The sequence below is a fragment of the Eubacterium limosum genome (genome assembly GCF_000807675.2).
GTDB lineage: Bacteria > Bacillota > Clostridia > Eubacteriales > Eubacteriaceae > Eubacterium > Eubacterium limosum.
Genome location: NZ_CP019962.1, coordinates 1,742,232 through 1,768,056, shown reverse-complemented (window position 1 = coordinate 1,768,056; position 25,825 = coordinate 1,742,232). Strand labels below are relative to the sequence as shown.

Sequence of the window (25,825 nt, the reverse complement as noted above, 5' to 3'; positions counted from 1 at the left end):
CTCAAAACAAAAAAGCCCAGATTATGGGCTTTTTAAGCGTTTTAGAGGTATACGTCGTTTCATCGTATACCGAATTATGCCGAGCATCTTTCTGTTTTGCGAAGCTCACAGTCAACATTTGAACAAAGTCGGCAGTCATGATCAATCTCAGCTGTGCAGATTTCACGGTCCGCCCCATATACATATCCCAATGTTTTTATGGGATTGTACATATAGCCCTCTGTAATATCCACTGCCAGTTGGCGCCGACCGTCCACAATCTCTAAAATTTCCTTTTGAAAATGGATTGGGATCAACTGATCATCCGGAGCAAAGCGGACCGTCAGTCCAAATCCTTTCCGTTCGCAGACATCCTCTCGAATAATTTGGTAAAAATCATTTGACAGCTCAAATAGAACCTGGTCGGCAATACTGTCAATCATCAGGCCCTTCAAATAATCCTTCTCCATGAAATAGTCTGTGCAGCGTTCGCTGATCCCTGGCCCAAGGGTAACCATACTGCACACCAGATGGCTGTGGTCTGTAAGCTCCTTATGAATCAACGGCCCCATTTCATTGGGAATGAGCTTATAGATTCCCCGCGTCTCAATAAGCCTGGGAAGCTCTTCTGCCAGCTCATCATAAGCCTTTTCATACTCATTAAAATTCCAGAGATCTTTACGGATATGCATTTGTTCAAACAGTTTTTCCCGATCCAGACGGACAGGTATTCCTCTATAGCACCCCATTTTTCCCCCTCAATTTCTCTCTAAACATGGACGATCTCCACTGGATTGCCGCAGGCCGCCAGAAATTGTTTCAGTCCGTCTACGCTAAAGTGAACCGTGGATGTATTGACATTGGGGTGGAAATTCACAAAATCCTGATCCACGACATCCCGGTCAATATAAACCTCTACTTCATGCTCCTGGTCATTAATGATGCCAAAAACAGAAACCGCCCCAGTGGTAACGCCCAGATACTTGATAAGCCGTTCCTCAGAAGCAAAGCTCAGGTTACTGATCCCGATCTGCTTGCCAAATTCCTTGATGTTCATCTGCTTGGACTCTTCCAGAATCACCAGAATGTGCCGGTTCCCTTTTTTATTGCGCAGTAAAAGATTTTTGCAGTGCGCCCCATTAACGCCGTTCATATATTGCTCCAGTTCATCACAGGTATAAACCGGAGGATGCTCAATCACTTGATATTCTACACCAAGCGCATCTAAAAAATCATATACCTTTTTCGCTTCAGTTTCCATTATTATTCCCTCTTTCTGATTTTTTCTTTCTAAAATACCCTTCAAAGGCGATAAGCAGAATAACGGTAAACATCATCAGGCTCCCCAGAAAGCTGTAAGCTGTCAGGGACTCCCTGAAAATGACAACGCCGCATAAAAGCGCCACTACCGGCTCAAGTACACAGATCATCGCCGCATAGGTCGGACCGATGGTACGGATGGCAACTGTTGAAAAGCCAATACCAATAATAGACAAAGCCGCCACCCCCAGCATTGACGCGTAAACAGCAGGCCCGAGGCCGACAAGGTGGAGTTCTCCTTTTATCATGCCCCATGTGCCAAACACAAACACCACCACCAATGCCAGATAAAAAAGCAGGTTGAGCGGATCTAAGTCTTTGATGCTGCTCTCACTGACACTGACCATATAGAGCCCAAAGGCCGCACCAGATAAAAGGGCGATGAGCAGTCCCACAAAGTTTACCGTAAAATTAAATTCCATGAGGAATGCAATTCCCAAACAAGTCAGGGCAAGGGCGGAAGCCTTTACTCCGGTCATTTTTTCTTTATAAAAGACAACCATAAAAATCGCGACAAACAATGGATACGAAAAATGGATCATGGTTGCCTGGCTCATGGGCATAAAAATATAGGATTCAGCCAGCAGAAAAATCGCTCCGCCGTAGCCGATAACGCCGTATATCAGCAGATCCTTAATCTGTTTTTTTGTGGGCTTTACAAGCTTTTTACTGGCAGCCAGATAAAGGCCAATCACCAGAAAAATAATCAAAAACCGGCTGACCAGTATGGTATCGCTGGTTACTGACAGATTGACCAGATTCTTGGTAAAAAGTGAAATAAATCCATAGGCCGTGGCACCGATCACAGCAATAATGATCCCCTTAAACATTTTACTCCCCTTACTTTTCTGAAAACACCTCCGCCGTCTTATTTTAACTTGTATTTTTTCAGCTTATAGTATAGCTTTTGTCGGCTCATACCCATCTGCTTGGCCGTTTTCGCAATATTTCCGCCATTTTTGGTCAGGCTTTCGATTATAAACTCTTTCTCTTTTTCCTTTAATTCCTCAAAAATATTCTGTCCCTTATCCATCGAAACCGAAGTCCGGATCTCGCCGTGCTGTTCCGGCTGCCCTTCATAATTTCCGATTTTATCCTCACCCAGAATGTATTTGGGCAGATGCCGTATACCAATATAAGTCTCATCCGGATCAATGACGTTCATGGCAGATTCCAAAAGATGCCGGAGCTGCCTGACATTTCCAGGCCAGCTGTAGTTTTCAAAAAGTTGGTTAACCTCTGAATCGACCCCAATGATTTTTTTATCAAACTGTTGATTGTACATTTCAATAAAGTATTTAGTCAGCAGGCTTACATCATCCAGGCGCATCCGCAGTGACGGGATCACAATATACACAACTGCCAGACGATAAAAAAGGTCGCTTCTGAAATTATTATCCTGGATCGCCTGTGCAGGATTTTCATTGCAGCTTGAGATGATCCGCGCACTCACATGGATCATTTTATTTGATCCCAGACGCGTGACGGTTCGTTCCTCCAGAACTCTTAAAAGCTTTGACTGAAGAAACAGGGACATGGAGTTGATCTCATCCAGAAAAATAGTTCCGCCATCAGCTTCTTCAAAAAGCCCTGGCTTGTCAGTAGCGCCGGTAAAGGAACCCTTTGTCGTCCCGAACAGCAAGCCTTCCAGCAGTGATTCGGGTATGGCCGCGCAGTTAATGGCCAGAAAGGGCTTGTTCCTTCTCGAGCTGTAGGCATGGATGCTCTGCGCAAACATTTCTTTCCCGGTTCCCGTCTCACCGATAATAAGAATGTTCGAATCGGTCTGAGCTGCCTGTTTGGCAGACTGTATGCTCTTTGCGAGCTCAGGATTCACTGTAATAATACTGTCAAAGGTATAGCGCGTCTGTTTGGATTCGTAGTTTGGCTGGGTGGTAATACTCTTAATTTTTTCAGCGTTCACCTGCTCCTTTTCTTTTCCAAGTGTTTGCAGGATACCATTATAATCCCTCACAATCGCGGCTGATCCAAAAATCTTTCCATGATAAAAAAGCGGGATAACCGAGGTGACACAATCCACAAAGGTTCCTGCCTTGGTATAATAGCCCTGCCGGACATTTTCAATTGGCTTCTGTGTTTTCAGCACCCTGAGCAACAGACTCGATTCATAATCCAGCGCATAAATATCCATGGCATGCCTGCCAATGACCTCTGAAGGCTCATAGTGGTCGATCTTTCCCTGAGCTTCGTTATAAATGATTATTTTGCCATCCTGGTTAACAGCGTGAATCCCATCCTTACTGAACTGTACAATGGTTTCCAAAAGACTGATTCGCGCGTTCTTCATCCCAACCACCTCAAAAATCCAGATATTAAGTACGGTTTCTTCCCCAAAGGTCATGGTCTTCAATCGGACATTTACCTGGTTTTTATCAAGGTCGTAGAAGTATTCGGAATCCTCATCAATTCCATATTTTAAAAACAGCTCTTCAAGATGAAACTCCAACCCATCACTGGTGTTCAAATGAAAAATTTCTAAAAAGCGGTCATTGACTTTGACAATTTTCTTAAACTGGTCTGTTATGACCAGCCCCTTGTATCTTAAATCAATAAAATCAATGAATTCCTGCATTGTATCATTCACTTTTTTGTCTATTTCTGCCATTATCAATACCTCCTTTAGAAACCGTTTAAAAACTAAGTTGCTATGATTATTATAACATTTTAAAAATTGGATAAAAGGGGCGAACACATTCACCCCTTTATTTTATTACTCATTTTTTTCAACACTATTTCTACTGGCCTCTGCTTCAGCTGCGGCAACCCTCTCCAGTCTCTCTTTCTCAGACGTGTCGTAAACCGACAGGTCTCCTTTACTATAGATGTCATATTCATCGAGCCGTTTCATGGATTTGAAATAAGCTGCCATCATAAAGACCATAATCACACAGAGGGGCAAGCCACAGACAATAACCGAAGTCTGCAGGGCGTCGGTTCCGCCGGAAATCAACAGAGTATATGCCGCTAAAGCCATGATAGCGCCCCAGAAAATACTGACAATTCTTGGAGGACTCGCCTCACCGGTTTCATCTTGAAATTCCTTGAGTGTCATGGCTGAAATAGACATGGTCATTGACTCAGCCAAGGTAACAAAGGATAAGATAACAATAAGAAGGGCGATTACATTCATAAACTGGCTCCACGGCAGCTGGTTGAAAAACGCGTACAGCGCCATATCTGAGCCTACCTGTTCAACAATCTGTCCAATATTTGTTCCAAAGAATTTTTCAAGGATAATGCTGCCGCCGCCAAATACGCCAAACCAGACAAAGGAGAACACAACTGGTGCGATCAGGTTAACTGTAACGAATTCCCGAATCGTCCTGCCGTAAGCCAGTTTGACTAAGAATAAACCGATCAGCGGCGCAAAAACCATCCACCAGGTATTAAAGAATACATTATTTGCGCCTACCCATCCTGTCCTGGCAATGGGGTCTAAGAACAGTGAAAGGTTAATAAATTCATTAAAGTACTGTCCGATGGCCGTAATAGTCAACTCTGTAACACCAATGGGATCAACAACAATAAATGAAAAGATTAATACGAAGAAGTATAAAACCGTGTTCAAATTACTGATATAGGTAATCCCTTTGTGCAATCCTGAAATACTGGAGGCTGTGTAGAACACTGTCATGATGGCGATGATAATCAGCCAGTTGACCATATTGCTTTCAAAGCCGATAATCGTGTCCAGTCCGCGTGCGATCTGCAGTGTTGCAAACCCCAGCGATGTGGCGATCCCGCCGATAATCGCAAAAATAGCAACAGCATCGATAAAATTACCAATGCCACCATAGGTTTTTTTGCCCAAAAGCGGATATAGAGAGGTACAAACACGGTAACGTTTTTTCGCATTGTAAATTAAGAATACCACGCAGAGACCTGCAGTCGTATAGATAGCATAGGGATGTAGACACCAGTGCAGGAAGGTATATTTTAAAGAGTTCAGAATCGCACCGGAGGACAGGGGTTCTACACCCAAGAATGCCGGAGGATTGTAAACGAAGCTGATGGGTTCATAAACACCATAATAATTAATGCCGACGGCAATCCCCGATGTTAGTGCAATGGCAAACCAAACCGGTTTGCTCATTTTTGGCTTTGCATCAGGCCCGCCCAGTTTAATCTTTCCGAACTTACTGAACCCGGCCCACAGGCAGAAGATAACCATAAAAAAGGCTACAGGTGTAATAAACCATGAGAAATATTTCAGAACAAAATTTAATGCCGCGTTGGCGCCGTTGGCAAAGGCCTGTGGCGCAATACATCCAAAAGCTACAAAAATAACAAGGGCGATTCCCGATGAAAAGAATACCCACTTATTCACAATATCAAAGAATCCCTTCTTTTCTGTTGTTTGCTGCTTATCCATTTTTCCCCTCACTTTCATAATTCATTCTATGCCACAAGGAACATTATAGAGGAATTAAGGCAGACTGTCATCTGCCTTAATTCAAGATATACACATTCTTAATTGTATTTATCGATTAAAGCTTTCAGTATATCGTCGCAGTCCTTGCTGACGTCTGCCGGGATGGTTTTAGGCTGATGGTTTTCGAGAATATCTCTGACTTTTGCATTGGCCAGGTCTTTAAGCTCTGGTTTTCCGTCTGCTTCCCAGTTGGTATATACTTTTCGGTTAAATAACTGTGGAAGCCACCATTCGGTTTTGAACTTTTCAAATGTCTGGCGTTCGGCCAAGAAGTTTCCGCCAGGTCCTACATTCTTGATAATATTGACAGCCAGAGACTCGTCTGTTACTTCAATACCGCGGATGATCTGCTTGGTCTGTCCAATAATTTCGTTTGCGATGACAAGGGCTTCCATAGAGGTTAGCAGACCCGATTCCATGTATCCGACATCATGGATTAAATTACCGCCATAGAGTGCGGACATCAGGATGCTTGTAGCCTGGTCAATGCCGTGCTGCTGGTCAAGACATTTGGAGTCTGAGCAGCCGGCTGTTGTGAATACCGGAAGGTTATAAAACTGGGACATCTTGCTCAGTCCACCCTGCAGCAGGTTGAATTCCGGCGAGCTGTAAGTAATCTGCATTGAGGACATGTCCACACAGGTACAGACGCCGCCCATAATATAAGGCGCACCCTCTTTAATCAGCTGGTTGATTACCAGACCGGACAGGGATTCGGCCAGTTCGACAACCATAGTACCTGCCAGTGTAACCGGAGCAGTCATACCTGCCTGAGCAGCAGAGGTGTAGACAGCCGGCAGTCCATGCTCTGCCATGGTCATCATGACATCCAAACCTTCGTTTTCGTGGATCAGCGGGGTGATCGGCTCAGAATAAACTGCGAAAAACGGATATTTTTCAAGCTCTTCATAGCTGCCGCGCACTTTTGCGCCCATATCGATCATTGCCTGAACATTGTCACGGTTATAAGCCCAGTGTAAAATCGGCTTCGGAGAGTTTTCAAACATTGCCTTAAAGCAGTAGACATCTAAAACGCTGGTTTCGACACCATCAATGGTCCCAAAGTCCATCAGATAGTCAATGTTTGGAAGAGCATCCATTACCTTCACGGCCTTGCAGGTATCTTCATAATGAGGAATTTTCCGCTCACCGGTGTATGGATCCAGTGTATTGATAACGGTTGGTCCAGGTCCGTAATAAAAACGCTTGCCGCCAAGGATCATCTTGGATTCCATATCCTGAGAGTAGAGTGTTACCTGGGAAGGCGCGGACTGAATAGCGCTTTCAACCATCGCAGCAGGGAAACGAACGCGTCTGCCATCGACGAAGGCCCCTGCTTTCTTAAGAATTTCCAGTGCCTTGTCATTATAGACATCAACGCCGACCTCTTTTAATACCTCTAAAATTGCCTGATGAATCATTGCGCATTGATCATCGTTAAAAACTTCAATACCTAATTGTTGTCTACTTGTGTAGTTGCATAAGTTATCCATCGTTTTCTCCTTTTTCTCTTGATCAACAAATGCGATCGTTTTTAACATAAACCTTTTGGGGTGATATTAACGCAAGACCTGTGCCATATTCGTAAAACATTTTAAAAAAGTGGTAGTTTTAACTGGTATTTGTGATTTTCCAACCTTATATATACAAAAGTCTCCTTCCTGTCGTAAAATTTTATTCCATTTTATTAAGAAAGAATTTCTATTGAAAACGTATTAATTCATTTGAATAAAAAACGTCAAATTTGTCAAAAAATGTAAAAATTATTTTGACATTTTTTACACCCGCTAAAAATGTTAAAAAAATAACGAAAACTTTTTAATAAGCCTTTTCATTTTGTCAAAAAATGTAAAAATTGTTATTATTTGTCAAAAAAACGTCCGGTTTTAAGACGCTTTTTTTGACCCGCGCACTCTCCGATTTTTTTCTTAATGCTTTTCCGAAAGTACTTTTTCTTGGTTATATATATGTAATCAAAGTTTAAGACACTTTATTTTTACGAAAACCAGAAATTTTGGCACAAGTATTGCGTCTCTTATCCAGCAAACATAAACTTTTTTAATCTATTAACTTTTGGAGGGAATATATATGAATTTTGATCACGCTTATTTTGAACAAGACAGAGAAAACATTTCGAAGAAACTGGATATTGGCAAAGAAATTATTTATCTGACAAAACCAGAATGTGAGAATATCGGCCTCACACGCGACGATATTCTGGAAATCACCAAGAAAACGTTGATCTCCCATGGAAAAAAAGAATTTGAGATGCCCGCAAAAATTGGCGTTCATCCATGGACAGAAGTCTTTTTCCATGCAATGCCAGCCTATGTTCCAGAGCAGAGAGCCATTGGGTGTAAATGGATCGAATGCTACCCAAACAATCCAAAGAAGTACAATCTTCCACAGACAACTGGCCTTTTGGTATTAAATGATGTGCTTTCTGGTGTCCCTGTCGCAGTGATGGACAGTGCCTGGATTACCGCCATGCGAACACCGGCTGTTACAGTCTTAGCTGCTGCTGCCCTTCATCCAGATGCTGAAAACTTTGGTATGTTCGGCTGTGGTGTACAGGGGATTGAGCATGTGCGTTATGTCACGAAAACACTTAAAAACCTGAAAAAAATTTATGTATATGATGTCGTGGAAGCAGCTGCGGATAACCTGATTAAAATTGTCCAGCCCGAAATTGATGTTGAAATCGTCAAGGCGGCTTCGCCTCAGGAAATCGCTGAAAAATGCGAGGTCATGAGTTCGGCCACCATCATCCTGAAAGATCCTCTGTGCGTTGTTAAGGACGAATGGATCTCAGCCGGACAGACCATTGTGCCCTGTGACATGAACACCTTCTTTGACCTTAAGACACAGTACCGCGCCGATAAATACATTGTCGACAGCAAAGAAGAGCACGAGCTGTTTGCAGAGATGGGCTACTTCCCGTCAGATAAGGGGCTCCCGAAGGTTTACTGCCAGACCGGCGAGATTCTCGCTGGCTTAGCTGAAGGCCGAACTTCCAAGGATGAACTGATTGTCTGCAGTAACATTGGGATGTCTGTCTGTGATATGACAGTTGCCCGCGCAATATTCGATATCGCCCTTGAAAAGGGCATTGGCCAAAAGCTTGCCCTGTAAAAGCATTCTTATATAAAATTAAAAAAAGTGAGGATAAAATTATGAGTAACTATGCAATGATCAGCGATTATGTTGTAAGCGGAAACGAAAACGGCGTTGTCAATGAAGTTAATGCCGCTTTATCTGGCAATGCATCACCTCTTGAAATCATCAATGATGGTCTGTTGACCGGTATGAATGTTGTCGGTGAAAAGTTTGCAAACGGCGAAATGTTTGTTCCTGAGGTTTTAATGGCTGCCCGCGCCATGAACGCTGGCATGGACATTGTTAAGCCGCTTCTGGCCGAAGGTGATGTTACCTCCCTTGGTACAGTTGTCATCGGCACTGTCAAAGGCGATCTCCATGACATTGGGAAAAACCTGGTGGTTATGATGCTTGAAAGTGCTGGATTCAAAGTAGTTAATCTTGGTGTTGACGCTAAAAAGGAAGCCTTCGTTGAAGCCGCTAAAGAAAACAATGCGGATATTGTGGCCATGTCCGCCATGCTGACAACGACCATGACTTACATGGATGAAATTATCAAAACCTGTAAGGACGCAGGCATTGATGCCAAGTATATGATCGGCGGCGCACCAGTAACACCAGCCTACGCTGAAAAGATCAGCGCCATCTACACCGCTGATGCGTCAACTGCAGCCGAAAAAGCCAAAGCATTGGTTTAAAAACTTAAAAACAAACTATTTTGACAAATTTTTAAAATAAAGAACCTGCCCACTCTTTCTTCCTCTTTCAAAAAAGAGTGGGCCATTGATGCGACTGCCTTTGGATACCGTTGCATCCATAATTCAAAAAATATCGGAGGAATCCAATAATGTATATTAATCGAAAATTTTATGAAAATTATGTCTCTACCCGCGATGTTGAACTTCTGCATGAATACACCCTGAAAGTTTTAAAAGAAGTGGGTGTCTCCTTCAATTGCGAAGAAGCATTGGATATTTTCAAAAAACACGGAGCAACGGTTGAAGGAAGTATTGTTAAAATCGATGAATCCTTATTAAACGCAGCACTGGAGACGGTTCCCAAAACCTTCACTGTTCATACAAGCAGCGGTGAAACATCAATTGGTGAACCCTTCCGTCCAAAAACAGTTGGCTGCTATGGTCCTTCCAAGTTCCTGTTTGAGGATGATACCTACCGTGTGGCCCAGATGGCGGACATGATTAAATTTCTGAAACTCATGGACACCAGCGATGTGACTGATTTTGTCAACAATGCTGCTTTCGATACCCCTGACCTTGACAAAGATCAGGATGACTTTTACCTGCCTCAGGTCTCCATGTGCCTGAAATATTCAAAAAAGCCAACCTATGGCAATGTGGCCAACAGCCTGAACACCCGCGGCAAAAGTCTCAAGAAAGCCGCCCGCGGTATTGCGAATCTTTACAAAGAGTTCTACGATATCTGGGATAAACCAGTTCTCCTGACCAATGCGTGCGCGCTCTCACCCCTTGGTTACTCCTACGAGGTGCTGGATAACATTATCGGCTTATGCGAAGAAGGACAGCCTGTAACCATTATCACCTGTTCCATGACAAACATGACTGCCCCGGCAGCGCTGCTCGGAACTGTAATCCAGAACAACGCGACCATTCTGTCCGGTATCGTACTGACTCAGCTCATCAATCCAGGTGTGCCTGTTATTTATGGCTCTGTCTCGAGCGCCACAGATATGCGTGAGGTAGCTCTCGCCATCGGCGCACCGGAGGCTCAGCTGATCCAAATGTCTTCCCTGGCCCTGGCACGCTATTACCAGATACCAGTGCGCACCGGCGTTGCTGGAACAGACTCCATGAAGCCCGATTACCAGGCCGGGGTGGAAACCTTTATGAACCTTATGACAACCTACCTGGGCAAAGCAGACTTTATCCTGCACCATGCGGGCATCCTCCAGTCCTATGCCCTCGGAAGCTATGAAAAATTCGTGATGGACGAAGAAGTTAATCGAATTCTTCTGAGACTGAACCGCGGTATTGATATCAGCGATACAAAGGCCGAAAAGGTTTTTGATGAAATCAAAAAAGCCGGACCGCTTGGTAATTATCTGTCCGGCAGGACACCAAAAGACTACCGTCAGGAGCACTACCTGACCAAGCTCTTTAACCGCGCCGCCGGAGATCCCCAGCCTATCGCTGACAAAATTGGTGATATCCGCGAACGGGCGGCAAAGGAAATTGAAGAAAGAGTTGAAAATTACATTCTGCCCGATTTAACACAAACTCAGAAACAAATTTTAAACAAATTTTTACCTGAATCTGAAAAATTCTAAAAGCCTCAGAGAAATCCCTCTTTTCAAAGCCGGTATGCAGCCCCAGCAAGCATACCGGTTTTATTTTTGTAGTTGAACTTTAGGAAATAAATTTACGAATTCCTTATAATCGTCCTGTTTTTAATCCGCTTATAATTTTGTAATAAATATAAAATTATTTTTTTAATTTTATAAATTTTTTGATATATTTTGGCATTTTAAAGGATTTTTATGGTATATTCCAACAAAACTTTTGTAGATATTTTTAAAATATGATATAATAATAAATAACAAATGCAGAAAGGACAGGAAGGCTGATAATTCTATGAAAGCAACTATTTTTAAAGATGACCACCAGTTGAACCTCGAGGCCATTGAAGACATTCTCACCTCATTTTATTATGCGACAGATGTTCCGGTAACCTTATATGACCAGAACACCCATCCGCTGGGCACCTACTTTGAGGATAAAAAAATCTGCCGATACTTCAACCAGTCCGAGACAGAATCCAGTCTCTGTCCAAACGCACTGCACTTTGCCGCAACCTGGGCACACCGGCTTGGAGAGCCCTATATTTTTGTCTGTCCCTCAGGCTTTGTCAACATTGCCATCGCTATCCTCGACGACCAGCAGTTTGCCGGTTCTGTCATTGCCGGCCCCATTGCCATGGGAACCATTGAGGAGAGCACCATCCGGGACATGTTCACCATCCACCAAGCCTCACCTGAGGTGCTCTACAACACCACGCTCTTTATCCGAAATATGAAGATCTTCACCCCTTCCCAGGTAAATCATTTAGCCAAACTCTTAAACGCGGCTATCCTGAGCCTGTACCCCAATACAGAAGCCTATGAAAAGCTAAGCTCTGAATACCACGATCAATCTGAAATTGGAGAGCGTATCCACGAGCATAAAAAGAACAATATCCCACTGGTTTATCCCTATGAAAAAGAGCAGGAGCTGGTGCGGCAGGTGAAGGAGGGCGATCACGAGGGCGCCCAGGTAACCCTCAAGTTTTTAGTCAATGAAATTCTGCTGATTGAGGGCGGCAACCTTGAGGTCATCAAGGCCAGGATTCTAGAGCTTGTCACCATTCTCTCCCGCGCTTCGGTGGAGGGCGGCGCCTCGCTTGAAAAAATCTTCGGCCTGAATCTTGACCTGATTACTGAGCTCAATAAAATTGACAGCATTCAGGTTCTGAGTTCATGGACCGTTAAAATTATTGACCATTTCACAAAAAATATTTTTAACAATATCTACTCCGGAGACTCTTACCTGATCAACCAGGCCATTGAGCACACAAGAGCCAATTACATGAATAAAATCACACTCCAAAAGCTGGCGGACTACCTGCATGTTTCGGACTCCTACCTGTCTAAGCTGTTTAAAGAAGAAACAGGCATCAGCTTCACACAGTATCTCAACGAAATTCGAATCAACCGGAGCAAGGAGCTCTTGCAGAACACCAAAATGAGCATTGTCGAGGTCGCTCTTTTCGTCGGCTATGAGGATCAGAGCTATTTCACAAAGGTTTTTAAAAAAATAACCGGTATTACCCCAAAGAAATACCGGTCCGGAAAAAAATAAAAAAGAAATTTCTAAGCCACTCCTCCGAGTGGCTTTAATTGAAAGCTGTCCAGCGCCTCATTGATTTCGTCCAGGTCAAAGACGCACTGCTCCACACAGTAGCGGATGATTAAGTCAAAGGTTTCGCTGCCGGAAAGAGCATAACCGGCTTCGCACAAAAGAGCTTCCATCTCGGGCAGATCGGCTTCCAGCGCAATGCCCAGAGCGATGACCGTGGCCTTTGACGGATGGTATTCCGGGTCGCTCCTTATTTTTGAAAACAACCGGCGGTCAATGCCTGCTTTATGGTAGACCGCCTTGTCTGAAAGCCCCCGGGCATCAATCATTTCAAAGAGAAGGCCTGTAAAACCCGGTCCCCGGTTCAGCACAATGTAGCTGTCCAGGCTTTCCTCTGAAGCGACCAAAGTCCCCCGGCTCAGGCACACGTCCTCTTGATAGTCTCGGCTCTTTCCAAAAATCTTCAAGGCTTTTGCCTCTACATTGCGCGCACACACTGCCGCGGAGTCTCTTTGCTTTTTTCTGGCAGATTCATCGACGGCCTGCCTCTGTTCTTTTTTAACAAATTTTCTGAGTTCGGATAAAAATTTCTGTGACAGCATCATAACCTCCGATGTCGCCCTTCAGGCGACCATTTTTCTTTCAAAGATGTTATTATCATATCATAAAAAGAAAGGAGACGTCATCATGAATCCAAATTTAACAGAGATCGTTTTTATACTGGACCGAAGCGGCTCAATGGCAGGGCTGGAGGCCGACACCATTGGCGGTTATAATCAATTTTTAAAAGCGCAGGCCGAAAAGGCCGGCGAGCTTCGTGTAACTGCCGTTCTTTTTGATCATGAATACGAGTGTCTTTATCAGAGCGTCTGCCCTAAAAACGCCGTACTCACAGACCAACAGTACTTTGTCCGAGGCTGTACAGCCCTCTATGACGCTGTGGGACGGGCAGTGACCGACACAGGCCTGCGTCTTGCCGAAACGCCTGAGTCCGATCGACCCACCAAGGTGATTGTCGTCATTACCACCGACGGCTACGAAAACGCCAGTAAAAAATACACACATCAGCAAGTTCAGGATATGATCCGGCATCAGCAGGAAAAATACAGCTGGGAATTTTTATTCTTCGGCGCGAACATTGATGTGACAAGTGTCGCAGAGACCATCGGCATACAATCTGACCGGGCTTTTTCCTATGAAGCCGACAGCACAGGCGTTTGCAAAATGATGGAATGCGCCTGCGATATGGTTTCGACTCTCAGAGCTACTCCCTCCTGCAAAAATGACATTGAGAGCAATCAGTCCTTTTCTGAAAAAAATAGATCAAATTGAAAAAAGCCCGAATTTCGGGCTTTTCATTCGTTTTAACGGTATACGTTAAAACAGCGTATACCGTTTTTTCCTCATCGATCGTCTTTCAACCTCACGCAGATCTGAACTCACAACCGTAATTTGAGCACAGGCTGCAGTCATGATCCTTTTCTGCGATCTGTATATTTTTATCGGCGCCGTATACATAGCCCATGGTTTTCAAGGGATTGTACATAAAGCCCTCTGTTACAGAGACATTTAACAGGTTACTGCCGTCTGCTTCCTCCAGAATAACCTTCTGATTCTGAATGGGAATAATATAGTCGTCTGGCTGGTAACGGACAGTCAGCGCATAGCCCTGCTTCTCGAAAACATCCTCGCGGATAACCGGATAAAAATCATCCGATAGATTGAAGAGCAGCTGGTCGGCAATGGAGTCAATCATCAATCCCTTCAGATAATCCTTTTCGGCAAAGTAAGCGGTACAGCGCTCACTGATTCCAGCGCCCAGAGTGACCATCACGTATACAAAATGGCTGACCTCGCAAAGTCCCTTGTGCATCGGCTCACGGTTATCAGCTTTTTTCAGGACATAAATCCCTCTGGCGTCCACCAGCTTTGGGATCTCCTCTGCCAGCTCGTTGTAGGCTGTCAAAAACTCATCATAATTCGGCTGCGTTTCATAAATATGCATCCGTTTGAACACAATATCCCGCTCCATCCGGATAGGAATATGATAAACCTTTTCCATTTTCACACCTCCTGCTCTCTATTATAACTCATTTTTCAGCTGCGACCAATGCCTCCTCTGTGTTTTCTCGGGTAATGAAAATGACAGACAGGGTCATCAGTATGGAGCCGATCCAGGTATTCATGTTGTACGGATCGCCAAAAATTAAAATTCCCAGGATCAGGGACACCACAGCTTCAAAAGAAATGATCAATGAGGTTTTTGTCGAACCGATGCATTTGATCGAGTAGGCAACAGCCCCAAGCACAAAGACAGTCACTGCTCCAATGCAGGTTCCCATTAAAAGCTGCGGAACATCAACTGCCAAAAACTGCGGCGTACCTGCAAGGATCCCCTGTACAAAAAAGAAAATACAGCTAAATCCTGAAAGGTAAAAAACAATGACCAGATTATCCAGCGACTTGACACTGCTCTTCTGTATTCCCACCAGATAGATGGCGTAAGCCAGACCCGATCCAATGGCCAGCACACTGCCAAGATTAAAAAGCTCCAGACTGAAATTCATCAGGCAAAAGATTCCGAGAATGGCTAACGACAATGAAACGGCTTTTACTCGTGTCAATTTTTCTTTGAAAAGCATGGTCATGATAACCAGCACAAACAGTGGATAGGTAAAGTAAAGCATGGTGGCCAGCCCCATGGGCAGGAAGTTAAAGGAGGTGGCCAGCAGAAAGGTTGACCCGCCATAGCCCGCCACAGTCAGCAGCACCAGTGTTACCAGCTGTCTGAAGGTAATCCGGCAGTTTTGTTTTTTTATGATAAACCATACCCCTGTAATAATAAACACAAACAGGAAACGGTAAAACAGAACCTCCACAGAGGTCATTCCTGTGTTCATCATCCATTTTGTTAGCACTAGAATCCCACCGCAGCTGAAGGCCGCAGCAATCGACGCGATTATTCCCAGAGACATACCAGCATCACTTCCATTTTTACATAAAGCCATAATAAGGCTTTTGGGCAACCGCATTGTGCACAAAGTTGATCATTGTGATAAAATCAAATACCGGCAGGTTAAACTCCGCCTGAATTGCCGCAGAATAAGGCGGCATATCACTGCATTCCAAAAGAATGGCGCCAACATTTTCATTCTCATCTAAAATTTCCCGAACCAGCCCTTTGAGTTCCTCACGGACAGCGGCATTGTCAAAATGGCCGCGGCGCTCCATAAAGGCCGAGAACTCTGGAAGCTTTCCCGCGGATTTAATCACGCACCGGTTGAAGATTTCTTCCGAAACGCTGCATTCTGCAAATAATTCTCTGGTCAGATTCTTGCCATCCGCGCATAAAACACCAATTTTCTGGCTGCTTTTAAGCCCTGCCGCAATCCATGACGCCTGAATCACGCTGGATAGGTAAACTGGAATATCCAGTGCCTCAGCCACCTTTTTCTGAAAATGCCCAAAATAGCCGCATGCGCCGCAGATGGCGCGGCAGCCTTCCAGCTCCAGCTGTCTGGCTGTTTTAATCAGCTCTGGCAAAAGGCTTTTATCTCCGCTGTGCATTCTGTTCTGGTCAGCGCCCGGTACCCAGGCATGCCGTACCGGATAGCTGTAGGTGCTGGCATTGACCACATTTCCGGGAAGCAACGGATAGTGGACGTCCAGCAGCATGATTCCAACCGTATACCCTGCGACCCATTGTCCCTTTGTCACATAAAAATGCTGATCCAGGTCTTCCTTATCGCCCAGATAACCATAATTGCGTACAATTTCATCCATTTGCTTCTTCTCCTGATTCTAAAATCTCAATGTAGCCTTCGTCACCGTTTACCAATACATAGTCGCCTGTTTTTACCAGTTCAAAGACATTTTCTTCCAGATCGGTTACGGTTGGTACGCCGGTCACCACTGCGGCCACACCGGTTCGTGAATCAATCTTCGGGAAAACCATTCCTGCCGGCGCCTTACCACTCATTTTAGCTGCATGGAAATGACAAGACCAGCCATTTGAACCTTTTCCGCCTGATATGATTAAAATCGAACCGATGATACTTTTGCCCTCAAAGGGGTGACCGATTTCCATAATCAAGCCGGTTTCTTCATCAATGCCCGACCAGCCCTGAATCGTCTCCTCGCTTACCATGGCAAACCCTTTGGCGATTCCGCCAACAGCGCCGCGACCTTTTATTTTTCTTCCCATTCCTTAACCTCCCAGTATCCGCTGACTGCGCTCTCAAGGCAGTCCTCGAGGCTTCCGTAAAAGACATCTGCTTCAGTACCCGGCGCAATATAGTGCGCCTGTTTAGCCGAGTCAAACCCAATATTTCTGGCCCCCTCAGGCATTTTTCCACTAGTCAGCGGGCAACTACTGGTCAGCATAATGGCGCCGGAGTCTTCAATGATTTTGGTGTAGCCGCACCGGTCTGCTGTTTCCTTGATCGGCGGTGCTGTCCAGACATGCAGAACTGTGTGATCTGCAACTTTCTTTCCTTCTAAAAGTCCTGCAATGTTGCGAAGCTCTTCAATACTGTAATGCGGGCATCCCAGGCTGATATAGTCGATGGGAGATCTTCCTGTTTTATATCCATTCAGAATCGCACAGGATTCTTTCAAATCTTTGTCGGTAATTTCGATAACAGCCTGAGGTTTATTTCCACCCAAAGCCATGTCAAGCGTTACCGCTTCCGGTGAAATGCCCACAAGATGACACATTTCAGGGCCCGCAGTGGTTGCCATGGCCGCAAAAAAGTATTTTACATTAAAAATACTCGGACGATCCTGGAGTCCGTTAACGACAGGAATCGCATGTGTTGGAAGCTTTCTGCCAATGGAATAACCTAAAAGATCCCAATCCATGCTTGATTTTATTCGACACTTTACATTGAAAACATGGGTACCCTTGCGGTTTTCCATAATGTGGTTTCCCCATTTTGGCGTACGTCCGCAGGCTGCTGCCCAGAACCCTGCTTCGAGTCCGTCTGAATTGCCGCAGGCACCCCACAGCGAGTTCATCAGCGTTACCGCATGAGATTCACTGCTGACATAGTGCTCCCCCCGAAGCGGTATAAAGCCACACATATACGGGACACAGGTTCCGACCATATTGACGCCGCGGTCTCTGTAATAATCCAGATATTCCTGGTTCTTTTCACCTTCTGCACTGCTCACACCCATCTCGGCATAACGGGTGCTGTCCATGGGCCCGCAGTCGGACTGGCAGTAGCACACATAGTGATCCTTTGGCAACTTCTCATCGGTACAAAACTGCATCTGAGCGATAGTTTCCTCAATATCGTCACTTCCGGCAGCGCTCAGATAATCATGCGCGCCGCAGAAGACATGGGCCATTGTCACTTCACACAGCTCCTCCGCGCCCAGTACATTGGCGTATTCCACCACTTTTTTTATCGCCTGCTGTTTGAGCGCTCCGTGGACGCCCGAAAGCATTTCCTGTTCATATTCGGTCAGCTTGACCATTTCCTTTTCTATCCCTCATTCTATGACAGAATGCCTTTCTTATTTACTTGCTAAAAAGCCCTCTGGATTGTGACCAACGATCCAAAGGGCTATTATATATTTTTAGAAGGGTATATAACGAATCAGTTTTTTCTTAAGCGGTAACCATCTGTTTAGCGGTTTCTACGGCCTGGGAAGCTTCGGCAGCGTAGGTCGCGCCGATTTTTTCGCTGAACACAGGGGTTAATGGAGCGCCGCCTACCAGGTAGCAGGCATCCACACCGGCATCTTTGCAGCCGTTGATAACCTCTTCCATAACCGTCATGGTGGTTGTCAGCATGGCAGACATTGCGACGATATCCGCATTGTTTTCTTTTGCAGCATTGATAAAGTCATCTGGTTTAGCATCGACGCCAAGGTCAACAATTTTGAAGCCAGCGCTTTCTAACATCATCACAACCAGGTTTTTACCAATGTCATGGAGGTCACCCTTAACGGTTCCGATAACAATGGTGCCAAGTGTCGGAAGATCGGTATCCGCGATCAATGGTTTAACAATGGCCATACCCGCGTTCATGGCACGAGCTGCCATTAATACTTCTGGAACAAACATTTCGCCGTTTTTAAATTTTTCGCCGACGATGTTCATGCCGCTTAATAATCCTTCGTTGATAATCGCAACTGGATCTGCTTTGTCAGCAACCATGGCGTTGACTGCTTCTACAACGCCACTCTCGTTACCGGCTACAACCAGTTCCCCAAGATTTGCTAAAGTACTCATAATTTTCTCCTATTTTTCTCAATCAATTTCCCAATGATTTAGATTTCTTTTAATAATTTTTCGAGTTCAGCTGCTTCTTCATCAGCGATAACATAGGCGTGTTTGGAGTCATCCGGGAAAGCACCACTTCTGACTTCTTCGCAGTATGCTGTAAAGCCTTTTAACAATTCACCGCCAACATCGGCATATTTCTTAACGAATTTCGGTGTGAAGTCATCATAGTAGCCTACCATATCTGCGTAAATCAACAGCTGACCATCTGTGTAGGAGCCAGCGCCGATCCCCAGTACAGGAATGCTTAATTTTTCAGTAATGGCTTTTCCAACAACTGCCGGAACACCTTCAACCAAGATAAAGGCCGCGCCGGCTTCTTCAATCTTCATGGCCTGCTTAACCAGTTCGATGGCAGCGTCTGCGCTCTTGCCCTGAGCTTTATAGCCGCCCATCTGAGCTGCAAATTGAGGTGTCAGGCCAATATGGCCCATGACTAAAATACCAACATCCGCAATGGCTTTGATTCTTTCACATACAGAGTCGGTGCCGCCTTCTAATTTGATGGCGTCTACCAGAGATTCCTTGGTGAAGCGGCCAGCATTGAAAACAGCTTCTTCATCCGAAATCTGGTAAGACATGTAAGGCATGTCCCCAACAATAAAAGTATTCGGTGCGCCGCGTCTTACAGCAGAACAGTGTGCGATCATATCATCCATGGTTACAGGGTAGGTGGTTTCATGTCCCAGGGTAACCATACCCAGAGAGTCCCCTACCAAAATCATGTCGACGCCTGCACGTTCTTCATATTTAGCAGTCAGATAATCATAGCCTGTCAAATAAACAATTTTTTCGCCTTCAGCGGCCATTCTTCTAAAATCGATAATACTTCTTTTCACGATAGTCTCCTTTTATTTTTTGAGTCTCACATATTTCCCAAAGCTCTCAAAATTTTCCGGTATATAACATTTCTTTTTATTTATTTTCAAAAACAAGAGGGGGGCGGACAGCCGGAGCTGTCCGGTATTCTAAATAAGGTTTATTTATGATGTAAATTTAATGAGGAAATTTATTTTTCGCCTGTTCTTAAGTAGGTATTTAATTCTTCAACCGACATGCCGTCAATACCCAGGTATTCTAAAGTATAGCCGTTTTCGGTTAAGTCTCTGCCGTGGATAGCGTTAGCCAGGTTAATCATAGAGTCAACAACGGGTGTTTCTACGCCTAAGACATCACCTAACTGCTGGTATACATAGCAGCCAACTGGAATATCTTCAGTGATATAGCGGTTGTTCATGTCGAAGGGGCCGGTGCCGTACTGGATTGGATCCTGTTTGTCGAATGGAATTAAGTAATCCAGTCCCATGTATTCCTGGCCAAGAACATTTTCACGTGAGAAGAAGTGTTCTTTTTCGTATGGCTGAATGCCAACGCCCAGTTTTTCAGCTAAGGTACATTCTTCTTCATAGAAAGTGTACTGAACCTGAGAAATGGATGGACAGTATGCGTGAGAGTAGATCGAGAATTTATATTTGTCTTCGCCGAAGATGGTTCCGAAGTTTTCCATTGTGGATACACCGAGGATTGCGCCTGGGCAGTGAAGTACAGGGTTAACGTTAGAGAAACCAGTATCTAATACAGTATCACCTGCTACTGCGCCGTCGCCGTTGGTTACAGCGTCCATAGATGGTAAATATTTGGAGCTTTCGATGAAAGCTTCTGTATCTGTTGCCGGCATTGCAGCACCACGCAGGGTGATCGCACGGTAGTATACTCTGATTTTGTGTGTGATAACACCACCAGGCATATCAACACGACTGCCGTATGTAGAGGAAGACCAGCCGCCGATGATAACTTTTGCTGTGCAGCCAGCTTCACGCATCATTTTGCGTAAGATTAAAGAACCATAGTTATCTGGGAAGATGTGGATAACCTGTCCGTCTTCCAGACATGGGATTAATTTTTCAAAGAATGGTTTGTGACCGAAGGTCGGTGTTGCAACAACGATGATACCTGCGCCTTTAACAGCTTCTGCTACGTCTGTTGTTACTTTGTCCATTTTAGCAAAGCCTTCACGTTCGAAACCGTAGAGGTTACACTGTTCACCGTAGAATTTGATCCCAACTTTGTCAACATTCATCAATGTTTTCTGTGCGAAGGGTTCCATGTCGCAAATTCTTACTTTTGCGCCGCCTAAAGCACAGTCCCCTGCGATTGCTTTACCAACACCGCCTGCGCCCAATACCGCGATTGGTTTGTCTTTTAAATAACTCATATCTGCCATTGTTTTCATTCTCCTTTTTTTGTTCCTTTGGATTTTCTTTTACTTTTTTAATTTGTGTGATGCCATTATATAACGCAATATGCGTGCCAAATTTAAAAGCACCTGGAAAGATGATCACTTTTTTTGTAAAAAGCCTGTTAAAGCCATTTTCTGGAGTTCCTCATCAGTCAAAAGGATTTTTACCAAAAATTTAAACTGCAAATTTTTTTGCTCTTTTTGAAGGAATCAAGCTCATTTTCTAAAAAAACCGTTATTTTATGGCGATTTTAAGCCTTTTCCAAAAATGTGTAATCGGTTTTTGCATATGCATATTTTTTTGCACCACTTATCATCTTTTGAAAATTGACCAAAAAAGAAGGCTTATCTTCCGATAAAAAGTACAAAAAACGGCGCTGTTTTTATTAAAAATTCTAAGGCTTCCCTATCATTCCATTCTGTTTTATACGATAGAGTAAAATTTAGCCCTCTTTTGGGGACAAGCCTGCCCGATTCATCCAAAAAATACTCCAAAATATGGAATGATTTGTTGTTGACAATTGAAATCATTCTCGTTAGAATTAAGGTAGAACAAATATTGGGGAACGGATTCTTTGTAGGCTGCAAGCTCAAAGGTCCGAGAGAAGGAGTATCATCATTATGAAAAAACTTAAAGTAACCGATCAGTCACTCTGTATGAATTGTCTGGCCTGTGAATGGGCTTGCTCAACCGCTTTCTATAAAGACAGAGCCTATGGTCATGATTTATCCTGTATTAAAGTTGATGTAAAAGACAATGGCGACTTAAAAACCAAGGTCTGTGTACAGTGCGGCAAATGCGCTAAAAACTGCGAAGCCGGCGCGATCTCTCAGAATCCTAAGGGTGTTTACATGATCAACAAAAAGCTTTGTACAAACTGTGGTAAATGCGTTGAGGTTTGTCCTTTCGGCCTTATTGTCAAAGCTGAAGACAAAGACAGCCCATCCAAATGTATTGCCTGCGGCATCTGTGCCAAAGCATGCCCAATGGACATCCTTGAAGTTGTCGAAAGCTAAGAACTTCTAAAAAATTTCAAATTCGATCAATTAAAACGCTGTTTTCTTTTAGGGAAAGCAGCGTTTTTTATATGGGCGCATACAAAAAAGAAGACCGTGGGTGCGCGGTCTTCTTTACACTAGTAAATTGAGGGAGTCAATCATTTCTAGCATCGTTTAGGCAAACAAGTTTTTAGTCTGCATTCCACTCTTGCGGAATGTATTTTTCTAATATTTTTTTCTGGAAATCGGCTAATTCAGGGAGTTTGTAATTACCGATTCGTTCTTCTACCATTTCGGCGGCCAGAGACTCAACGCTCTTTGCGCCGTCTTTCAGCCAGTTTTGTGTCGTTTCCCGGTTCGCCAGTTTAGGAAGCATGAATTCTTCTCGGTAAATCTTTGGTGTCCGTTTGTTAATGTAGCTTCCCCCTGGACCGGCCTTGGCAATTTCTTCAACCATCATATGCTTGTCATCCACCACAAAGCCCTTAAACTGACGCTTGATGCTCAAAGCTGCTTCTTCGTCCAGTACCAGCTTTTCAAAGCTGATGGTATTGTAGGTATCCAGGATACCGCAGGCGTGAATGATAAAGTCAATGCCTGCGCCATAGGTTGCAAAGAGGTTTAGCGCGGTTTCTTTACCAGCCTGGTAATCAACCGCTTTGGCGTCTGTGAGTCCGCCGCCGGCCCGCACTGGCAGATGATAGTAATTGGCGATTTCCTTGGCATAATAAACAAACAAAGGCGTTTCGGCACCGCCGATTGCCATGGAGATTACCTTCAGGTCGCCGCTTACGGCAGGGAGTCCGTAAACAACTGGTGTTCCAGGATTTACAAGCTGTGCCAGGGTAATACCGGCCAGTACACCGGCATTGTTGGATACCAGTGTTCCGGCAATGCTCGGCGGCAGCGTAACGCCCGGGAAGCCGCCTTCCGCAACCACTACAGGCTGTCCAGCTCTCGCATAGGCAATCAACGCTTCGCACATGGCCGTGCTGATCCCCAGGGGAGACATCACATTGATCAGCCCCGCGACAACCGGCGTCTGGTCATGTACATCATAAAAATCCTGAGCCATCCGGATGCTCATCTCAGCAGCCTTCTTACCATCAACCATTCCCATGACCGGTTTGGTATGATATTTTAGAGCGGTTGCCATCTGATAGCTGCGCCGGATTTCCTTTGGTATCGCCACTGGTTCCATCACATTTGGGTTTCCGGTGTCCAATACGCTGCTGCTTTCGTGCAGCTTTGTCACATCCACGAAGTCCTGAAGCACAATATCCTCAATTTTTCCTTTTTTCAGACGGTATATAGGCCCATAGCAAGGAACCGACACACTGTCTCCGCCGCCGATGACAACGCTTCTCTCCCGCCCTTTCCACTCGAACTGAGCAGGGGCGGTCGACAGGGCAGTTTCAAGCATGTCCGCTTCGATAAAAACGGTATTGCCGCTTACCCTGGCGCCATGCTCCCTGAAAATTTGAAGGGCCTCTTCTTCATGAAAATTCACACCGACATTTTTTAAAACATCCAGCGTCGCTTCATGAATTTTATCGAGTTCTTCCTTTTCTGCAAAATTAAACTTTAATCTCATTTTCTCATTCCACCTAATCCATTAAATATTTTCTGTTTTTTCTTTTTTGGCAGTGCGCTGAGCTTTTTTCATCTCGCTTGCTTTTTGTTTTTCTTCTAAAATGTGTTGTCTGCTGTTCAAACGGGCAAGGTCAATGGTTCCTTCCAGTTCTTCCTGCTTAAGTGATTTAAACATCGAGATAATCATCAGAACCATTACCACCATAATGACAATGGAGGCCACAACCGATGACAGCTGCAAGCTCTGGATCTGTCCTTTACCAACTAAAATCATTGTAATGGCTAATGCCGCGATGGCGATGGCCCAGACTGCTCTCAATGGTTTTGAAGGCATTTTAGGATTCTGATCTTCCTTGGTTGATACCTGAGCGCAAACGTATGAGAAAGAGTCAACGGTTGTTGCCAGGAACAGGAAGATCAAAATCAGGAACAGCACTGCCAAAATCTGACCGAGGGGCAGATGCGACAGCATAGTAAAGACGACGGACTGCGTTCCCATCTCATTCATGGAAGCAACCAATCCTAAATTCTGGAACATTTCCTGGAAAATAGCGGTTCCGCCAAAGGTTGCGAACCATAGCCAGGTAGCGATCGGCGCTGCACCCAGATGGACCAGTACAATTTCCTTCAGGGTACGGCCGCGTGAGATGTCCGCTACAAAGAGGCCGGTTGACGGCGCAGAAGCGATCCACCATGCCCAGTAGAAAATGGTCCAGCCCTGAGCAAAGCCTGTCTTGTCAATGCTGTCTGTCCATAAAGCCATTGGGAAGAAGTTGCCAAGCATGTCGCCAAGGGAACTGCTCATGGTATTCAAAATAAAGGCGGTTGGCCCGACAATAAAGACGACCACACAGACCAGGATGCAGAGTGGAATGTTGAGATTACTGAGAATCTTAATTCCCTTGTCAATCCCACTGACAGCGCTTGTGGTAAACAGTGCAGCCCACGCAATGGCAATGATAATATAGGTCAGATTGTTTTCCGGAATTCCGAAAAGCGAGAACAGACCAGATGCCAGCTGAAGGATACCAAGCCCTGTAGCTGTAGTAACACCGCCGACAACACCGAATACCAGAAAACCATCAAGAATACGGAAGCCTTTGGTTTTTACCTTATCGCCAAAGATAGGCTCCAGCACACGGCTGAAAAATGGCGGCATTCCCTTTCTAAAAATAAAGTAGCCCATGGTCACTCCAACGACCATATAGATGGCCCATGGAATCCAGCCCCAATGGAAGAACGCCTGTGCCAGCGCTCTTACAGCAGATTCTGCCGTGTAAGGCTCCATGCCCATCGGCGGTGTCTGCAGAAAACTCAACGGCTCTGCAGCCCCCCAGAATACCAGTCCAACGCCGTAACCGCAGGCAATGATCATGGCAAACCATGAGAAGAAGGAATGCTGTGGTTTTTCATCATCCTTCCCAAGCTTTACATTTCGGTAAGGACCAAAGGCCAGCCAGAGGCAAAAGCCCAGGAACAGAAGACCAAGCATCAGGTAAACCCAGCCGAATCCATCGGTCAGAAAATTGAAAATTACAGTAATCGAATTGCCCATTCCTGTTGGATCAATCAATGCCCAGGCCATCAGAGCTGCCAAAATGGAAAGCGCTGGAAGGGCTACCCACCAGTCAATCTGCTTCAACCAACTCACTTTTTTCTTTTCGTTCATTTTTTCTCTCCTCTTACAAAATTTTCATCTGCGTTACTGCTTCGTGTCCCCCCTTCAGCAGTAAGCTTCAGCAAAATGAATCGCAATTTTATATAAAGCAAGATCAATGCCAAAATAAAAACGGCTTAAAACAGCCGTTTTCAGCCGTTTCTTTAAACGCACTGCATATTTATTATGCACTCATCTAGTTTTTAATATCTTAAAAGTCCCTTAATCTGTAAAGAAACCAGAATTGCAAAATATTTTTGCCAGCATAATTATTTTGCAGTTTTTTTCATATTTGGTATGAATATTGCATTAAATATAGCAGTGAGAT

General features: G+C 44.7%; 23 protein-coding genes. 6 read left to right on the top strand and 17 right to left on the bottom strand.

Annotated elements, in window-relative coordinates:
• Positions 1 to 74 precede the first annotated feature (74 nt).
• From B2M23_RS08105 to B2M23_RS08080, 6 genes are all read right to left on the bottom strand, one after another.
• Positions 75 to 728, bottom strand: a complete 654-nt coding sequence (locus B2M23_RS08105) for a 5-methyltetrahydrofolate--homocysteine methyltransferase (protein ID WP_038352934.1) — start codon at positions 726 to 728, stop codon at positions 75 to 77.
• Between the two features lie 20 nt (positions 729 to 748).
• Entirely contained in the window at positions 749 to 1,240 is a 492-nt protein-coding gene (locus B2M23_RS08100) for a prolyl-tRNA synthetase associated domain-containing protein (RefSeq protein WP_038352935.1), read from the bottom strand.
• Entirely contained in the window at positions 1,230 to 2,129 is a 900-nt protein-coding gene (locus B2M23_RS08095) for a DMT family transporter (protein WP_038352936.1), read from the bottom strand. The genes B2M23_RS08100 and B2M23_RS08095 overlap by 11 nt, the downstream gene beginning before the upstream one ends.
• A 38-nt stretch (positions 2,130 to 2,167) precedes the next feature.
• On the bottom strand, positions 2,168 to 3,925 hold the full coding sequence (locus B2M23_RS08090) for a sigma-54 interaction domain-containing protein (RefSeq protein WP_081571147.1): 1,758 nt from the start codon (positions 3,923 to 3,925) through the stop codon (positions 2,168 to 2,170).
• Positions 3,926 to 4,030: 105 nt separating this feature from the next.
• Entirely contained in the window at positions 4,031 to 5,692 is a 1,662-nt protein-coding gene (locus B2M23_RS08085) for a BCCT family transporter (protein WP_038352937.1), read from the bottom strand.
• A gap of 98 nt (positions 5,693 to 5,790) precedes the next feature.
• Positions 5,791 to 7,293 carry a trimethylamine methyltransferase family protein gene (locus tag B2M23_RS08080; protein WP_081571146.1) on the bottom strand — a complete coding sequence of 501 codons (1,503 nt, stop codon included), beginning with the start codon at positions 7,291 to 7,293 and terminating at the stop codon, positions 5,791 to 5,793.
• Between the two features lie 547 nt (positions 7,294 to 7,840).
• On the opposite strand from B2M23_RS08080, the gene B2M23_RS08075 reads away from it, so the two are divergent.
• From B2M23_RS08075 to B2M23_RS08060, 4 genes are all read left to right on the top strand, one after another.
• On the top strand, positions 7,841 to 8,884 hold the full coding sequence (locus tag B2M23_RS08075) for an ornithine cyclodeaminase family protein (RefSeq protein ID WP_038352939.1): 1,044 nt from the start codon (positions 7,841 to 7,843) through the stop codon (positions 8,882 to 8,884).
• A gap of 41 nt (positions 8,885 to 8,925) precedes the next feature.
• Positions 8,926 to 9,546, top strand: a complete 621-nt coding sequence (locus B2M23_RS08070; protein ID WP_038352940.1) for a cobalamin B12-binding domain-containing protein — start codon at positions 8,926 to 8,928, stop codon at positions 9,544 to 9,546.
• A 149-nt stretch (positions 9,547 to 9,695) separates the two neighbouring features.
• A complete protein-coding gene (mtpB, locus tag B2M23_RS08065; RefSeq protein WP_038352941.1) occupies positions 9,696 to 11,153 on the top strand; it encodes a proline betaine:corrinoid methyltransferase in 1,458 nt (485 codons plus the stop codon).
• Positions 11,154 to 11,457: 304 nt separating this feature from the next.
• On the top strand, positions 11,458 to 12,720 hold the full coding sequence (locus B2M23_RS08060) for a helix-turn-helix domain-containing protein (protein ID WP_038352942.1): 1,263 nt from the start codon (positions 11,458 to 11,460) through the stop codon (positions 12,718 to 12,720).
• A gap of 11 nt (positions 12,721 to 12,731) precedes the next feature.
• On the opposite strand, the gene B2M23_RS08055 is transcribed toward B2M23_RS08060, so the two are convergent.
• On the bottom strand, positions 12,732 to 13,319 hold the full coding sequence (locus tag B2M23_RS08055; protein ID WP_052237326.1) for a hypothetical protein: 588 nt from the start codon (positions 13,317 to 13,319) through the stop codon (positions 12,732 to 12,734).
• Positions 13,320 to 13,404: 85 nt separating this feature from the next.
• Between B2M23_RS08055 and B2M23_RS08050 the strand changes: the two genes are divergently transcribed.
• A complete protein-coding gene (locus B2M23_RS08050) occupies positions 13,405 to 14,049 on the top strand; it encodes a vWA domain-containing protein (RefSeq protein WP_038352943.1) in 645 nt (214 codons plus the stop codon).
• Positions 14,050 to 14,140: 91 nt separating this feature from the next.
• Here B2M23_RS08050 and B2M23_RS08045 read toward each other — a convergent pair whose 3' ends face one another.
• The 8 genes from B2M23_RS08045 to B2M23_RS08010 form a co-directional block, all read right to left on the bottom strand.
• Positions 14,141 to 14,779 carry a 5-methyltetrahydrofolate--homocysteine methyltransferase gene (locus tag B2M23_RS08045; protein WP_038352944.1) on the bottom strand — a complete coding sequence of 213 codons (639 nt, stop codon included), beginning with the start codon at positions 14,777 to 14,779 and terminating at the stop codon, positions 14,141 to 14,143.
• Positions 14,780 to 14,807: 28 nt separating this feature from the next.
• Positions 14,808 to 15,725 (bottom strand): DMT family transporter, encoded by a 918-nt coding sequence (locus B2M23_RS08040; RefSeq protein ID WP_242945896.1) that lies wholly within the window; start codon positions 15,723 to 15,725, stop codon positions 14,808 to 14,810.
• On the bottom strand, positions 15,712 to 16,500 hold the full coding sequence (locus tag B2M23_RS08035) for an aspartate/glutamate racemase family protein (RefSeq protein ID WP_038352945.1): 789 nt from the start codon (positions 16,498 to 16,500) through the stop codon (positions 15,712 to 15,714). The genes B2M23_RS08040 and B2M23_RS08035 overlap by 14 nt, the downstream gene beginning before the upstream one ends.
• Positions 16,493 to 16,921 carry an aconitase X swivel domain-containing protein gene (locus B2M23_RS08030; protein ID WP_038352946.1) on the bottom strand — a complete coding sequence of 143 codons (429 nt, stop codon included), beginning with the start codon at positions 16,919 to 16,921 and terminating at the stop codon, positions 16,493 to 16,495. Before B2M23_RS08030 ends, B2M23_RS08035 begins: the two co-directional genes overlap by 8 nt.
• Positions 16,906 to 18,198 (bottom strand): aconitase X, encoded by a 1,293-nt coding sequence (locus B2M23_RS08025; RefSeq protein WP_038352947.1) that lies wholly within the window; start codon positions 18,196 to 18,198, stop codon positions 16,906 to 16,908. The genes B2M23_RS08030 and B2M23_RS08025 overlap by 16 nt, the downstream gene beginning before the upstream one ends.
• 133 nt (positions 18,199 to 18,331) lie before the next feature.
• Entirely contained in the window at positions 18,332 to 18,958 is a 627-nt protein-coding gene (locus tag B2M23_RS08020) for a cobalamin B12-binding domain-containing protein (RefSeq protein WP_038352948.1), read from the bottom strand.
• Positions 18,959 to 18,996: 38 nt separating this feature from the next.
• Positions 18,997 to 19,848 carry a 3-methyl-2-oxobutanoate hydroxymethyltransferase gene (panB, locus tag B2M23_RS08015; RefSeq protein WP_038352949.1) on the bottom strand — a complete coding sequence of 284 codons (852 nt, stop codon included), beginning with the start codon at positions 19,846 to 19,848 and terminating at the stop codon, positions 18,997 to 18,999.
• A gap of 170 nt (positions 19,849 to 20,018) precedes the next feature.
• Positions 20,019 to 21,233, bottom strand: a complete 1,215-nt coding sequence (locus B2M23_RS08010; RefSeq protein WP_013381947.1) for an NAD/NADP octopine/nopaline dehydrogenase family protein — start codon at positions 21,231 to 21,233, stop codon at positions 20,019 to 20,021.
• Between the two features lie 636 nt (positions 21,234 to 21,869).
• On the opposite strand from B2M23_RS08010, the gene B2M23_RS08005 reads away from it, so the two are divergent.
• Complete coding sequence (locus B2M23_RS08005) at positions 21,870 to 22,265, top strand: 4Fe-4S binding protein (RefSeq protein WP_038352950.1); 396 nt, start codon at positions 21,870 to 21,872, stop codon at positions 22,263 to 22,265.
• A 172-nt stretch (positions 22,266 to 22,437) separates the two neighbouring features.
• On the opposite strand, the gene B2M23_RS08000 is transcribed toward B2M23_RS08005, so the two are convergent.
• Positions 22,438 to 23,841, bottom strand: coding sequence for a trimethylamine methyltransferase family protein (locus tag B2M23_RS08000; RefSeq protein ID WP_038352951.1), 1,404 nt, complete (start codon positions 23,839 to 23,841; stop codon positions 22,438 to 22,440).
• A 21-nt stretch (positions 23,842 to 23,862) separates the two neighbouring features.
• Positions 23,863 to 25,509: a BCCT family transporter gene (locus B2M23_RS07995; RefSeq protein ID WP_052237327.1), complete on the bottom strand. Its 1,647-nt coding sequence runs from the start codon at positions 25,507 to 25,509 to the stop codon at positions 23,863 to 23,865.
• Positions 25,510 to 25,825 lie beyond the last annotated feature (316 nt).

Coding starts and splice junctions, on each gene's coding strand:
- B2M23_RS08105 (WP_038352934.1), bottom strand. CDS start 728: ATGGGGTGCTATAGAGGAATACCTGTCCGTCTGGATCGGGAAAAACTG.
- B2M23_RS08100 (WP_038352935.1), bottom strand. CDS start 1,240: ATGGAAACTGAAGCGAAAAAGGTATATGATTTTTTAGATGCGCTTGGT.
- B2M23_RS08095 (WP_038352936.1), bottom strand. CDS start 2,129: ATGTTTAAGGGGATCATTATTGCTGTGATCGGTGCCACGGCCTATGGA.
- B2M23_RS08090 (WP_081571147.1), bottom strand. CDS start 3,925: ATGGCAGAAATAGACAAAAAAGTGAATGATACAATGCAGGAATTCATT.
- B2M23_RS08085 (WP_038352937.1), bottom strand. CDS start 5,692: ATGGATAAGCAGCAAACAACAGAAAAGAAGGGATTCTTTGATATTGTG.
- B2M23_RS08080 (WP_081571146.1), bottom strand. CDS start 7,293: ATGTTAAAAACGATCGCATTTGTTGATCAAGAGAAAAAGGAGAAAACG.
- B2M23_RS08075 (WP_038352939.1), top strand. CDS start 7,841: ATGAATTTTGATCACGCTTATTTTGAACAAGACAGAGAAAACATTTCG.
- B2M23_RS08070 (WP_038352940.1), top strand. CDS start 8,926: ATGAGTAACTATGCAATGATCAGCGATTATGTTGTAAGCGGAAACGAA.
- mtpB (WP_038352941.1), top strand. CDS start 9,696: ATGTATATTAATCGAAAATTTTATGAAAATTATGTCTCTACCCGCGAT.
- B2M23_RS08060 (WP_038352942.1), top strand. CDS start 11,458: ATGAAAGCAACTATTTTTAAAGATGACCACCAGTTGAACCTCGAGGCC.
- B2M23_RS08055 (WP_052237326.1), bottom strand. CDS start 13,319: ATGCTGTCACAGAAATTTTTATCCGAACTCAGAAAATTTGTTAAAAAA.
- B2M23_RS08050 (WP_038352943.1), top strand. CDS start 13,405: ATGAATCCAAATTTAACAGAGATCGTTTTTATACTGGACCGAAGCGGC.
- B2M23_RS08045 (WP_038352944.1), bottom strand. CDS start 14,779: ATGGAAAAGGTTTATCATATTCCTATCCGGATGGAGCGGGATATTGTG.
- B2M23_RS08040 (WP_242945896.1), bottom strand. CDS start 15,725: ATGGCTTTATGTAAAAATGGAAGTGATGCTGGTATGTCTCTGGGAATA.
- B2M23_RS08035 (WP_038352945.1), bottom strand. CDS start 16,500: ATGGATGAAATTGTACGCAATTATGGTTATCTGGGCGATAAGGAAGAC.
- B2M23_RS08030 (WP_038352946.1), bottom strand. CDS start 16,921: ATGGGAAGAAAAATAAAAGGTCGCGGCGCTGTTGGCGGAATCGCCAAA.
- B2M23_RS08025 (WP_038352947.1), bottom strand. CDS start 18,198: ATGGTCAAGCTGACCGAATATGAACAGGAAATGCTTTCGGGCGTCCAC.
- B2M23_RS08020 (WP_038352948.1), bottom strand. CDS start 18,958: ATGAGTACTTTAGCAAATCTTGGGGAACTGGTTGTAGCCGGTAACGAG.
- B2M23_RS08010 (WP_013381947.1), bottom strand. CDS start 21,233: ATGGCAGATATGAGTTATTTAAAAGACAAACCAATCGCGGTATTGGGC.
- B2M23_RS08005 (WP_038352950.1), top strand. CDS start 21,870: ATGAAAAAACTTAAAGTAACCGATCAGTCACTCTGTATGAATTGTCTG.
- B2M23_RS08000 (WP_038352951.1), bottom strand. CDS start 23,841: ATGAGATTAAAGTTTAATTTTGCAGAAAAGGAAGAACTCGATAAAATT.
- B2M23_RS07995 (WP_052237327.1), bottom strand. CDS start 25,509: ATGAACGAAAAGAAAAAAGTGAGTTGGTTGAAGCAGATTGACTGGTGG.